Below are 13,143 nucleotides of genomic sequence, written 5' to 3'. Positions count from 1 at the left end.
TTCACCATGGGTGGCAGAGTGGCCTTTCTCTTCGCCTACGCCCAGTACCTGATGGTCTTTAATCCCGACAGAGTAGACAGCCGGGTCAGCATAGGTGCCGTTTTCAGCAAATAATTTATGAAAATACTCCTGATCACCCCTCCTTTCTGCCAGCTGAACACCCCTTATCCGGGTACGGCCTTCCTGAAAGGCTGGCTGCAGAAAGTCGGGTATCAGACAGAACAGGCTGATACCGGCCTGGAAACCTACCTGCAGCTCTTCAGTAAAGAGGGAATGGAAGAGTATGTCTTTGGCGAGTGCCGTCCCCGGGATTTTTCCGAAAATGACAGCCTCCTCAGGGTCTGGAACCTCAGACAGAGATACCTGGAAACCATAGAGGCCGTTTTGTCCTACCTCCAGGGAAAGGACGCGACTCTGGCGACCCTCCTCTGCCGCCGGGGATTCCTCCCCGAGGGAGAACGGTTTCTAAAACGGGAAGACAATGGGGCCTACGGCAGCCTGGGAATCAGTGACAGAGCCCGGCTGCGGGCCACCCTCTACCTGGAGGATCTTGCCGATTTCCACAGGGATACAGGGGATGCCGATTTTGGTTTCAGCCGCTACGCCGAACATCTGGCCCTCTCTCCCCCCTCTTTTGATGGCTTATATGCAAAAACACAGCAATCAGAAACAGCAGTCAGCCGGATTCACCGGGACATACTCAAGAATAAGATGGAAAAATTGAAACCTTCTCTTGTGGGTTTCTCTGTCCCCTTCCCGGGGAACCTGACCGAAGCCCTCAGGGGGGCTCTGTTTATCAAACAGAATTATCCCGGGATACATCTGACCCTCGGCGGCGGATACGTCAACACCGAACTACGTCAGATCAGCGACATCCGGCTCAGCGAGTATTTTGATTCCATCACCCTGGACGACGGTGAGGACGCCTTGAGTGCCCTGGCCGCTTCCATAGAAACAGGAAGTCCCTCGGGACTGATCAGAACCTGGCAGCCTGATCATGGAAAATGGCAGTTTTTTGATGAAAAAGCGGTCCCGGTCAGACATAAAGACCGACCGGCGCCCGACTACAGCGGTCTGCCTCTGGACCGCTACCTCTCCCTGGTGGACAGGGAAAACCCCATGCACCGCCTGTGGAGCGAGGGTCCCTGGATCAAAATGATGCTGGCCCACGGCTGCTACTGGCGCCGCTGTGCCTTTTGTGACACCTCCCTGGATTATATCCACCGCTATGACCCCGCCCCAGCCTCATTGCTGGCCGATCACATTGAAGAGTTGATCCGGAGGACAGGGAAGAGGAGCTTTCATTTTGTGGATGAAGCCGCCCCTCCCGGGCTGATGAAAGAACTGGCGCTGGAACTGATAAAACGGAAAACCGGAATCTCCTGGTGGACCAATATCCGCTTTGAAAAAAACTTTAATTCACGCCTCTGCCGTCTTCTGGCCCGTTCGGGGTGTATCGCGGTCTCAGGGGGCCTGGAAGTCGCCTCGGACAGGCTTTTAAAAAGCATGGATAAAGGGGTTACGGTGGAACAGGTAAGCCGGGTCACCGCCGCCTTCCGCAAGGCGGACATCCTGGTCCATGCCTATCTGATGTACGGATTTCCCGGACAGAATGGAGAAGAGCTGATTGATTCACTGGAGGCGGTACGTCAGCTCTTTCAGGCTGGTTTGCTCCAATCCGCCTACTGGCACCACTTTGCTCTGACCGCCCATAGCCCTGTGGGCTGTCATCCCGAGGCCTTCGCTGTCTCCATCACGGGTCCTGTCCAGTCCGGTTTTGCCCGGAATGATCTTGAATTCACCCAGGAGTCAGAAGATCTCAGTCCCTACGGTGAGGGCCTCAGGGCAGCCCTGTATAACTATATGAATGGTGATGGATTCCAAGTCCCCCTTAAAAGATGGTTTGCCTTCAAAACAAGCCCCCCCCGGGTTCCCTCCAGGCTGATTCGGAACATCCTTGAAACTCCCGAAGAGCTGCAGCTGGATGAACATTCCCGCCTTGTCTGGGTAGAAGCTCTTCCCGAAATATCCCCGGAGGGCCTGATTTTCCGGGGGAACGACTATCAGGAGGAAATGACCCTCTCACCGTCTGAATCGAAATTCATCCGTTCCCTCCTGAATCGCTGCCTTCCTGATTCAGAACCCTTTACTCTCGCCTCCCTGGATCTTCTGGTTCAGCAGTATGGTCTGAATGGGGATGAATGGCTTGAATCCCCGGAGTTCATGGAACTCATGGAATATGGTCTCCTGGTTCTCTGATCTCCTTCACTCTTACAGCGGTCTGATCATCACGATGAGCACCGTCTCCCTTGTCACATTTGCAGGGACTCTCCTGGTTCTTCCAATCCTGCTCATTCAAATTCCTGAAGAGTATTTCCTCGAATCCCACAGAAAAAAGGATTCATCCCGCAAGATCAATATTCTCTTTTATTTAGCCAAAAATCTTTTGGGAATCCTCTTTCTGCTAATGGGCTTTATCATGCTCTTCATCCCCGGACAGGGTCTCCTGACCATCTTCGCAGGCCTCTGGATGATGGATTTTCCCGGGAAAAGAGTTCTGGAGATTAAATTAATACAAAAGAGGTCCATCTATAAAGGGATTGATTATATAAGAAGAAAAGCCGGCAAGGCATCCTTAAAAATATGGGAAAATCACCCCGGCAGCGGGACGGAGGGATCTTCAGACTCCCCCGAATAAGCTACACGATTACGACCCTTCTCCTTGGCTCGGTACAAGGCAGCATCGGCCCGGGCGATCAGGTCCTGAACGGCATTCTCGGAAGGAATAAAAGCAGCGGCACCGATGCTCATAGTAATATCCAGTCCCGTCCGCAGGGTCGATTCTTTTTCTATGGCACTCCGCAGCTTTTCCGCAGCGGTAAGAGCACTGTCCAAATCGGTTTCCGGCAGAATCACCACCATCTCTTCGCCGCCGTAACGGGCGGCGATATCAATCATCCGGATATTGTCACTGATGATGGAAGCAATCTCCGTGAGCACCTGATCCCCCTTGGGATGGCCGTGGACATCATTGACCTTCTTAAACAAATCGATATCCAGCATCAGTAGACACAGAGGCTGTTTATACCGGCGGGCTCTCTCCACTTCCCGGGACAGGACATCGTCAAAATACCGCCGGTTATAGAGGAGAGTCAGCCTGTCGATGTGAGCCAGGCGGGAGAGTTTTTCCTTGGTCTGATTGATGATATGTTTTAACTCAAAGAGCTGATTCCGGACTTCCTGTTCCGTGATGCTCTGGAGGATGGTTGCTATCTTGCTTTCCATCACCAGTGTTTCTGAGAGCAGATTCTCCTCTGACCGGACAGGAACGCTCCGGTCCTGATCCAGAACCCGGTACACCAGGATAAACGGTCCGATGGTAATCCTGTCTTCATCCTGGAGGACATGGTCTTTCATGACGCGGTAATTGATCTGAATGCCGTTGGTACTGCCCATATCCACGATCCGGATCTTGTCCCCTTCCCTGCGGATTTCAGCATGAATCCGGGAGACGGTTCTCTCATCCAGAACAATTTCGCAGGAGCTGTCCCGGCCTATCCTGAAGATACGATCCTCTTCCAGGAGCATTTTCTTGTCCAGATAATAGAGGAAGTGCTGATCGGCGGTTGACTCGTTGGGATGTATCATTCCCTAAAAAATAGCAGATTTGAGGATTTTAAGCCAGATAAATCCGCGTTTCACTCCTCAATGTTGAAAGGATGCCTTCAGGGGGACTACAATTGGGACATGGTAAAGAAACATTATAAAAATAGACTGGTTTATCTGGTCCTTGTGATCATCCTTTTAGCACTGGTCTTTACTCTGACCCCCGCCAGAAACCTGCTGGATCTGAAAGCCCTCTTAGCCAATAAGGACAAGCTGCTGGAAGCCGTACAAAACTGGTACTTCCCTGCAGTTCTGATCTATATCTTTCTGTATATGGCGGTCGTCGCCCTGTCTATTCCGGGAGCAACAGCGGTGACACTGACGGGAGGATTCCTCTTTGGTCCCCTCTTTTCGGTTCTCTATATAAATATTGGTGCAACCAGCGGTGCGGCCATTCTCTTTATGGCATCCCGCTACTTCTTTGGTGAAATGATCCAGAAGAAATACGCCGACAAGCTGGCAAAATTCAATAAAGAGATGGAGGAGAACGGCAGAAACTACCTTTTGACTCTCCGTTTAATTCCAGTATTTCCCTTTTTCCTGGTCAATCTCTTTCCGGGTTTGACGAATATCCCCTTAAGAACTTTTATATGGACCACATCCCTGGGTATCATCCCCGGCTCCTTTGCCTATGCCTATCTCGGCTACGCGGGGTCTACCTTTGAAGCTGGAGAAGGAGTTCCTCCCCAGCTGATTCTAGCCATGGTTTTTCTGGGTTTGATGTCTCTGCTTCCCGTTGTTGTAAAACGGATCAGAAAGAACCGTTCAGACCTTTCCGGTAACGGCCTTGAATGATATATCAAGATCCTTTTCATGTTCGAGGCGGCTCAATCCCTTCCGCAGCTCCTGTACCGATACGGAGAGAGGAACAATAACATTGGCCTTCATCTTGAACAGGGGAGCTCCGGTCCAGGGGGCATGAGCCGTTTCGGTTTCCAGGTTCTCAATATTGATACCCTCACTCCTGATAAACCGTGTGACAGAATGAATGATACCGGGGCCGTCCAGAGAAATACATTTAAGGATATAAGGGATACCGTTTGTGTCTTTATCAGACCTGTTCGTCGGTTTGATTTCGATATGGAGTCCCGTTTCCTTTTCCAGATGATCCAGATTGCCGATCAGTCCGCTGATGGATCTCTTCTCCCCTGAGACAAGCATGATGACCGCGAATTCCCCACCCAGAACCGCCATCCTGCTCTCCAGTATATTAGCGGCCTTTTCTTCTATCAATGAAGTAAGATCATCGACGATACCGATTCTGTCATGTCCTACAGCTGTTAATACAGCCAGATTTTTATTCATTCCTACCTACCTTCCTTCCGGATCTTTAGAGGATCACTGTCGTTTCAAAATCAGAAAACCATGGTTACAACTCCCATTTTCGACCCGGAAAGGTGAAAACACCAGAAGATTTAATGGAAAAATCTTTTTAAATCACCCATGATTGAGACAAATGATTATTAATTCCGGTTGACTCCGGATGGAGGTATTATATGAAAAAAATTTTATTCCTGATGGCAATACTCTGCCTGTCCGCCTCGATGGCATCGGCTCAGCAGATGCTGGAAAAGGATGGATTTGTATTGAAATGGGAAACATCGGGAGACAAGCTCATCGTCACCCTCAAAGCGGAAACCACAGGTTGGATAGCCTTCGGGATCGATGCGGAAAGCATCATGAAGGGTGCCAATATCATCATCCTCTGGGTGGATGACAAGACGGGGATAGCCATGGCTGAAGATCATTTTGGAAGCGGCCGATTTGCCCATAAGAGTGACATGAAACTGGGTGGATCCCAGGATTTCCAGGTTTTATCGGGAACCCAGACAGAAACAAACACGGAAATCATCTTTTCCATCCCCCTGGACTCGGGAGATGAATATGACAAGCCCCTGGTCAGAGGGCAGAGCTACAGACTTCTCTTAGCATCAAATAACAGTGACAACATCAGCTGGAAGCACAATAATAAATACGCCCAGGAGATTGAGATTCGCTGACCCGTCTTTATGCAAGTGCCGGACCGGTTAAAACCGTTCTGACACCTGCTGTTTCCCCAAAGTTAATTCAGAACTTTATGATATTGGAGATCTGCTCCGCCTGTGTCAACAAAAATGCCTCCTATGTATAAAACCCAATGATACTGAAAAGTAAATACCAAATGCTATGCATTCTATGATGGTACTGGTAGAATCAGTTCGGGTTCATAGTGGGGAGATTTTCATGAAAAGACTGGTAGAAAGAGCGGCACATCTTCCGTTCATGAGAGGAATGAGCCACAACGGCCGGGTGGTTCTGTTTACCGAACCCTTCTGGGCCATTCCATTCAATATGATCATCGTTTACGCCACTCTATATATGCAGGCCCTGGGTCTGAGTGACAGGCAGATAGGCCTGACCCAGACACTCCTTGTGACCACTCAGATTCTTTCTTCCCTTTTTTCAGGTGTCCTCACAGATAAGTTCGGCCGGAAACGAACGACCATCTTCTTCGATATGATCTCCTGGGCTGTCGCCTGTCTGGTCTGGTCTTTTAGTAAAAGCCTTACCGGATTTATCATCGCCGCCTTCCTCAACGGGCTCAACAAGGTGGTACAGGTCTCCTTTTCCTGCATGATGACAGAAGATGCCGATTCCTCTCAGCGTCTGAGAAATTACTCGGGTCTTCATTTCATGGTCCTCTGCTGCGGTTTCTTTGCTCCCCTGGGGGGTCTTCTCATCAACAGACTGGGTCTGATAGACGGAACAAGGCTTCTCTATTTCTGGAGTGCCATTGTCATGGCCATCATGTTCATTGTGAGGAATTGGGGTTGGAATGAACCGGCACAACATCCGGAGCAGCAGAAGGGTCAAACCCTCAAAGGCTTTCTGAAGGCACTGCGCTTTTTCCTTGCCTCCACCGAGAGCCGGATCATCTTCCTTCTCCAGGGGATCAACCAGTTTTTCAAGGTCTTCAAACCCCTGTTCTATTTTGTCTACCTCAGCAAGAATGCAGGGTTGAAGTCGTCCTCTCTGTCCCTGGTACCCATGTTCAGCTCTCTTATGATGATGGTCATACTCCTGTTGGTTCTACCCCGGATCAAGACCAGCATGAGGGGCTGGACCCTATCTCTGGGATTTCTCCTGGGAAGCCTGTCTCTGGGAATGCTCATAGCCTCTCCCCGCCTGGGATTTGCCGTTCTATGGGCCTCGGTCCTTCTGGACGCCTTCAGCCTGGCCCTGATCCGGCCTTTGCTGGACAGCCTCTGGGCAGACCATCTGGAGGATAAAAACCGGGCCAGACAGCTCTCGGCGGGGCACTTTTTCTTCGGTCTCTTTGCCGTCCCGGCGGGCAGTCTTGCCGCAGAGTTATACACCCGCTCTCCCGGACTTCCCTTTGCCGCGGCAGGACTGCTTTTACTTGCAGCATTTCTTCTTTCTGTTAAACTGAACCTGAAGGCAGGGAAACAAAATGAATGACGATACCCGCTCCCCCGGACAGCAGAGGATTCACCAGGAGGTTCACAGAATTCTGCATACTGCCGAGCAGGCAGGACGGTATGAACTGTATGAATACGAGGTGTACCAGATCCTGGAAACCCTGAAACTCAATATTCCCCGATATCAGTTAATCCAGGGGGAAGATGAGATAACAAGAAGTCTCCTCTCAAGCTTTGGCAGCAGCAAAGTCGTGATGAAAATTGTCTCACCCCGGGTCGCGCATAAAGAGAAACTGGGGGGGGTGAAGATCCTTCATAAGGATGCCGACTTTATCCGTTACTCCTATCAGGCCATGGTGAAAAACTTTCAGGATTTAGGGTTCTCCGTAGAGGGAGTTCTCCTTGTAGAATATATTGAATACAGCCCGGAGCTGGGCAATGAGGTGATGATCGGTTTTCGGGAAAGCGAAACCTTCGGCCCTGTCATTTCCTTCAGCAAGGGAGGCTCGGATGCAGAGCATTTCGCCGCTCACTTTTCCGCACCGAACCTGCTCCTCCCCCCCCTGAGTCCTGAATGGGCCCGAGCCCTTCTCTCTTCCACAGAGATCCAAAAAAAGTACCTCCAGGATGGCAAACAGGACTACCTGGAGCAGATCATTGATGTGAAAATGAAGTTCAGCAGTCTGTCCACAGCCTTTTCTTCCTTCTTTGAGGGAGATGATGAGTTCATCCTCACAGACTTTGAGATTAACCCCTTTGTGTTTGACCCCGACCACAGGCTGATTGCCCTGGATGGCTACGCCCTATTTGCCAGAAAAGAAAGCGCCTCCCCCCTGGGAATAGACCGCCCTCCCGCCTCCAGCCTGGATGCGTTTTTCCATCCCCAAGGCATTGCCGTGGTGGGTGTCAGCGCCAGTGATCCGGACAGACCGGGGAATATCATTGCTTCCAACCTGATCAAACTGGGACGAAAGGATGTGTACTGTGTGAATCCCAGAGGGGGTGAACTCATCATGGAAGGGAAGAGTGTTCCACTCTACCCGGACCTGACGAAACTCCCGGGACCAGCCGAACTGGTGGTGGTCACCGTTCCGGCCATTGCCACACCGTCCGTCGTCACCCAGGCCGCAGAGACGGAGTGCAAGGCTCTCCTTCTCATACCGGGTGGATTCAGTGAAAGCTCCCGGAACACGGGACCGGAAGAGGAGATGCTGGCCCTGTGCCGTCAAAAGGGGATTCGGATCATGGGACCGAACTGTCTGGGCATCGTCTATGCCGGGTCTGATACAAGTCCCGGTATCAACACCTTCTTTATCCCGGAAAAAAAGTTCCGTCTGGATCTCTCCCGGAAACAAAACATGGCCCTCTTCAGTCAGAGCGGCGCCCTTGGACTGGTTGAACTGGCACAATTGCGCCATGCGGTGAGCCCCAAGGTGGTGGTCAGTTACGGTAATCAGCTGGATGTAGACCCCTGCGATCTGGTCAATTACTGGTCCGAAGATCCGGATATCCGTGTCATGGGCGTGTACATTGAGGGATTCTCTCCCGGTGGGGGGAGGCGGTTCTTCGATATTGCCTCACGGGGATTGAATGACCCGGGGAGAGCCCCCATCGTGGTGTACAAGGCGGGGCGCACACGGGAAGGCAAGATGGCCACCCAGTCCCACACCGCCAGCATGGCCGGGGAGTATGCCGTTGCCAAAGCGGCCTTGAAACAGGCCGGACTTATTGTGGCCGATACCATGGCAGATCATCTGGGGTATATCAAAACATTCGCCATGCTCACCGACAAGAAAGCCTATGGACTCCGCTGTGCCGTGGTGACCAATGCGGGTTACGAAAAAGCCAATGCAGCAGACAATTTGGGACAGCTCACATTGGCAGACCTGGATGAAACCTGCCGGAAATCTCTGGCGGAACTTCTCCCGGGATTCGTCACCATTGAAGCCCTGCTGGACCTGACCCCTATGGTGGGGGACGAACTGTTTGTGCAGACCGTCCGGACCCTGATAGAGTCGGATTCGGTTGACTGCCTCCTCGTATCCATTGTGCCTCACGCAGGCTTCCTTCATACAACGGATGAAGAAATCGAATCCTACCCCGCCAATATTGCCGCCGGTATTGTAGAACTCAATAAAACTGTGGAGAAACCTCTGATTGTATCCCTCACGGCGACCTCCGGTCTCGGATCGGAGTACAACAAGATGGGACAGCTTCTCGAATCCGGAGGAGTGCCCGTCTTTCTATCGGCGGAACAGGCCATGCGCAACCTGGAGGAGTTTGTCCGTTACCATCTTATACGTGAGCAAAACAGACTGGAGGAGTGGATTCGCTGATAAGCTATGGTTGAATTATGATGGATTGGACCCCGCCTATGAAAAGGAATATTTACGTCCCTATGCTACAGCTCTAAAAGCGGGGTCGGTAAAAATCAATAGGATGAGAACATCACTCCTCTTCGGATTTTTCCAAATCCTTGTCTTCAGGTTCATAATTCTCAGATCCATAACCGGCGTGATCATGCCATTTCTGCCTCATACGATGACTGAATTCCCGTTTAAACTCATCCATTCCCTCTTTGTCGGGCCGGCCGTGAAACTCACCTTTAATGACGGATCCTTCAAGACTCTGGGGATCATGCTCCCCGGGGAATATGAGTTTAATACTGAAGCGGAAGAGCTGATGGAGATAGCCGCCGGTAAGCTGACAATCCTGATCGCCGGAGAGACGGCATGGCAGGATATAACAGGGGGAATGTCTTTTAAGGTCCCCGCAAATTCCTCCTTCAAACTAAAGGTGAACAAGGTGACCGACTACTGCTGCAGCTATGGTTGATAGGGGAATCATCCGGAGTTTCCGGTTAAATCGCAGCCCTTATTGGATCAAACTCTGAAACAGATTTTTTTCATCAATTATATCCATCCCGCTTCCCCCGGGAGTATCTTCAAAGTAGTCTGTGAATTTTTTATAGATCACATTTTCCTCGATATTCAGTTTCCTCAAATGGACCTTCATTGTCTCCTGAGCACCTTCCAGGTCCCTCTTTTCGATCAAATGCAGCAGTTCCTTATGGTGTTTGAAATTTTCACCTGAAACGCCGCTGACAGCCATGGAGAGGTAACGGACCCTTCTGTAATGACTGGAAAAGCTCATGACCACCTCAAAACACATATGACGATCTGCCAGTTCAAAAAACAGTGAGTGGAACTGATCATCCAGATCCATAAAGCGGGTCGTTTCACCTGTGTCCAGGGCAATCTTTTGATATTCCAGGTTCCTAGAGAGCCTCTCAAGGGGCAGGGTCTCATTATTCATGATCAGCTCTTCCAGAACTGAGGTTTCCAGAGATTCTCTCAAAAAGCGCTCTTCCTTGACCCTGGCCAGGTTGATGCGGGACACGAAGCTCCCCTTCTGGGGAATAACCGTGACCAGGGCCTCCTTGGAGAGCCTGATGAAGGCTTCCCGCACCGGGGTCCGGCTCACATTCATCTTCTCAGAGATCTCTTTTTCACTCATAACGGTACCGGGAACCAGGTTAATGTTGATAATGTTCCTGTAAAGGATATCATATACGGTCTCACTGGCCGTTTTTGTGAGAATTGCATCACCCCATTTCCGTTTTGCCATAGTCACCGTCCTTTTGAACCAGAATTATAGTATGTATTTCGCCAGGGTCTTCCCGATGGCTCCGGGACCCTCCAGCATTTCCAGAAAAAAGGCTTCCACCTTTTCTCCCAGATGATACTGGTACAGATCAATTCCGAAAATCCCGGCATTGCTCAGAAGATCTTTAAGCTCTTCATGAACTCCACCGGAATAACCGAGTGAGAAAGACTTCACAAAGGGCTGCACCATGTCCAGATTAGGATCGGGGCTCAAGTCAAAAGCCTGCCCCTTGTCATCCACAGCCATCAGGTAACGAAGCCAACCCGCCATAAACAGGGGTATGTATGTCAGGAAGGAGAGATCCGTCTTTCCCTGTTCGATATAGGCCTTCATGGTTTCTCCGAATCGAACGGAAATTTTCTTGGATGTGTCCGTGGCGATCCTCTGAGGAGTATCGGGTACGAAAGGGTTGGGAAAACGCACTTCAATGCTGTCGCGGATAAAGTCTTCGGCATTCATGATGCCCGGATCGACAACCACAGGCATACCTTCGCCGTACCCCAGTTTTTCGATAAATCCCTTCAGAAGGGGATCTTTCATCTCGGCTGAAATAGAATCGTAACCCAGAAGACAACCAAACACCGCCAGCACGGTATGCAGAGGATTCAGACAGGTACAGACCTTCATCTTTTCGATCTTATCAATGGTTTCCTTATCCGAAAAAAGCACTCCCGTTTCCTCCAGGGCCGGTTTCCCGTTGGGGAAGTGATCTTCAATGGCCAGGTACTGGGATTCCTCTGCGTTTACAAAGGGAGACACATAGGTCTTTTTGGAGGTGATGATAATATCCATACCTTCCAGACCATCCTCAACAAACTGCTTTTGCACGATTTCTGAGGGACGGGGAGTGATCTTATCAATCATGCTCCAGGTGAAGGAGATTTTATTTTCATCTGTGAGGTAATCCAGGAATCCCTGATCCAGATGGCCCTGAGCCCTCCATATTTCCGCGTATTCCAGAACGGCCTTTTTCAGAAGGGTTCCGTTGTGGCTGCAGTTATCCATGCTCACCAGAGCGAGGGGAAAGGCACCAGTCTTATACCGGGACAGGAGCAGACGAGTGATGATGCCTATAGTGCTCACAGGCTGTCTGTCAAAGTTTTCGATATCGGGTTTGATCCAGGGAAAGTAGAGTCCTTTGTCGTCCTTGAGAGCATAGCCTTTTTCCGTGATGGTAAGGCTGAGGATCTGCAGAGAAGGTGCACAAAGGACCTCTTCCATTCTTGCGTAATCCTCAGAGGGGACCAGGCTCTCGCTCAGGCTGGCAATTACCTCTTTCTGAATGTCTCCATTCCCTTTGAGTGTCACAGCCACAGCCAGATTATCAAAAGCCCTATAGGCTTTATGAACGATCTCTTCATCAAAGGTCTCACAGACGATGATGCCTGTCTCAACCTTACCTTCATTTAGCAGTCTCTGCTGTAAAACGGCGATAAAAGCCCTGAAAATGTTCCCGGCTCCGAAATGGACCCATGTGGGTGTTTCCCGGCTTGCCTTCTTCATTTTCTCTATATCAAAAGACGGTAGAACATAACCCTTTCCCGTCCACTCTTCTTTCCTCTGTATGTCCTGTAAGTTCAGTTTCATTATCAAACCCCTTTAATTTTATATAGGAGACAAGCTCCGCGTTCTTTATCAAGATACAACTTCGTCGCTTCTGTTCTCAACACCGAAGCCGGACAGGATTCGGAAATATCTCTTCTCAGAGTCATTCTAACAGTGTTTTCCTTATGGCTTCCAGAAGTCCCAGCAGATACTGGGTACCCAGAGCCCGGTCATACAGACCGTAACCGGGCATGGCGATTTCGCCCCAGATGGCGCGTCCATGGTCGGGACGAACAGGTCCTTCGAATCCGATATCCACAAAAGCCTTCATGATTTCGTACATATCCAGAGACCCGTCAGAAGATAAATGGGCAGACTCTTCAAATACACCCGGAGAAGTATGTTTGGTATTCCTCATATGGGCAAAATGAATACGCCCCTCGAGGGACCGGATGATGTTCGGGAGGTCATTATCCGGTCTTGAACTGAGAGATCCGGTACAGAGGGTAACGCCGTTGTACTGGGAAGGCACTTCAGTAATCAGCCTCTGTAAATCCATTTTATTCTTAATAATACGGGGCAGCCCGAAGACGCTCCAGACAGGATCATCAATATGAATGGCCATTTTGACACCGTACTTTTCACAGCTAGGCATGATGGCATTTAAAAAGTATTTCAGGTTCTGAAATAGCTTTTCATTGTTCGTATCTTCATACAGTTCAAAAAGCTCTTCTACCTTGGCCATCCGTTCGGGTTCCCAACCGGGCATCTTGAATCCCTGGGATTCACCATCCATCCTGTGAAACATCTCTTTGGGATGTATTTTATCTACTTTTTCCTGGTCGTA

Annotated in this window: 12 protein-coding genes; 7 read left to right on the top strand and 5 right to left on the bottom strand. The window is 50.2% G+C overall.

The window, feature by feature from the left end; translation table 11 throughout:
- The first annotated feature begins 117 nt into the window (after positions 1 to 117).
- Both PF479_RS16935 and PF479_RS16930 read left to right on the top strand, forming a co-directional pair.
- Positions 118 to 2,259 carry a radical SAM protein gene (locus PF479_RS16935; protein WP_298009028.1) on the top strand — a complete coding sequence of 714 codons (2,142 nt, stop codon included), beginning with the start codon at positions 118 to 120 and terminating at the stop codon, positions 2,257 to 2,259.
- Positions 2,240 to 2,698, top strand: a complete 459-nt coding sequence (locus PF479_RS16930) for a PGPGW domain-containing protein (protein ID WP_298009025.1) — start codon at positions 2,240 to 2,242, stop codon at positions 2,696 to 2,698. The genes PF479_RS16935 and PF479_RS16930 overlap by 20 nt, the downstream gene beginning before the upstream one ends.
- On the opposite strand, the gene PF479_RS16925 is transcribed toward PF479_RS16930, so the two are convergent.
- Positions 2,653 to 3,648 (bottom strand): GGDEF domain-containing protein, encoded by a 996-nt coding sequence (locus tag PF479_RS16925; RefSeq protein WP_298009023.1) that lies wholly within the window; start codon positions 3,646 to 3,648, stop codon positions 2,653 to 2,655. The genes PF479_RS16930 and PF479_RS16925 overlap by 46 nt on opposite strands.
- Before the next feature lie 99 nt (positions 3,649 to 3,747).
- Between PF479_RS16925 and PF479_RS16920 the strand changes: the two genes are divergently transcribed.
- The gene (locus PF479_RS16920) at positions 3,748 to 4,461 is read left to right on the top strand and encodes a TVP38/TMEM64 family protein (RefSeq protein ID WP_298009020.1); all 714 of its coding nucleotides are present in this window, start codon (positions 3,748 to 3,750) and stop codon (positions 4,459 to 4,461) included.
- Here PF479_RS16920 and PF479_RS16915 read toward each other — a convergent pair.
- Positions 4,432 to 4,971, bottom strand: coding sequence for an ACT domain-containing protein (locus PF479_RS16915; protein ID WP_298009017.1), 540 nt, complete (start codon positions 4,969 to 4,971; stop codon positions 4,432 to 4,434). The two genes, PF479_RS16920 and PF479_RS16915, sit on opposite strands and share 30 nt — an antisense overlap.
- 191 nt (positions 4,972 to 5,162) lie before the next feature.
- Between PF479_RS16915 and PF479_RS16910 the strand changes: the two genes are divergently transcribed.
- The 4 genes from PF479_RS16910 to PF479_RS16895 all read left to right on the top strand — a co-directional run bounded on the left by PF479_RS16910 (position 5,163) and on the right by PF479_RS16895 (position 9,920).
- Positions 5,163 to 5,666 (top strand): DOMON domain-containing protein, encoded by a 504-nt coding sequence (locus PF479_RS16910; RefSeq protein WP_298009014.1) that lies wholly within the window; start codon positions 5,163 to 5,165, stop codon positions 5,664 to 5,666.
- A 223-nt stretch (positions 5,667 to 5,889) separates the two neighbouring features.
- The gene (locus PF479_RS16905) at positions 5,890 to 7,125 is read left to right on the top strand and encodes an MFS transporter (protein WP_298009011.1); all 1,236 of its coding nucleotides are present in this window, start codon (positions 5,890 to 5,892) and stop codon (positions 7,123 to 7,125) included.
- Entirely contained in the window at positions 7,118 to 9,421 is a 2,304-nt protein-coding gene (locus PF479_RS16900) for an acetate--CoA ligase family protein (RefSeq protein WP_298009008.1), read from the top strand. The genes PF479_RS16905 and PF479_RS16900 overlap by 8 nt, the downstream gene beginning before the upstream one ends.
- Entirely contained in the window at positions 9,366 to 9,920 is a 555-nt protein-coding gene (locus PF479_RS16895; RefSeq protein WP_298009005.1) for a pyrimidine/purine nucleoside phosphorylase, read from the top strand. Before PF479_RS16900 ends, PF479_RS16895 begins: the two co-directional genes overlap by 56 nt.
- A gap of 39 nt (positions 9,921 to 9,959) precedes the next feature.
- Here PF479_RS16895 and PF479_RS16890 read toward each other — a convergent pair whose 3' ends face one another.
- The 3 genes from PF479_RS16890 to uxuA form a co-directional block, all read right to left on the bottom strand.
- A complete protein-coding gene (locus PF479_RS16890) occupies positions 9,960 to 10,712 on the bottom strand; it encodes a GntR family transcriptional regulator (protein WP_298009002.1) in 753 nt (250 codons plus the stop codon).
- A gap of 24 nt (positions 10,713 to 10,736) precedes the next feature.
- On the bottom strand, positions 10,737 to 12,338 hold the full coding sequence (locus PF479_RS16885; protein ID WP_298008999.1) for a mannitol dehydrogenase family protein: 1,602 nt from the start codon (positions 12,336 to 12,338) through the stop codon (positions 10,737 to 10,739).
- A 121-nt stretch (positions 12,339 to 12,459) separates the two neighbouring features.
- The coding region (gene uxuA, locus PF479_RS16880) for a mannonate dehydratase (RefSeq protein ID WP_298008996.1) at positions 12,460 to 13,143 on the bottom strand (684 nt) is incomplete at its 5' end.

Source organism: Oceanispirochaeta sp., from assembly GCF_027859075.1.
Classification (GTDB): domain Bacteria; phylum Spirochaetota; class Spirochaetia; order DSM-2461; family DSM-2461; genus Oceanispirochaeta.
This window is presented reverse-complemented; position numbering and strand designations above follow the sequence as displayed.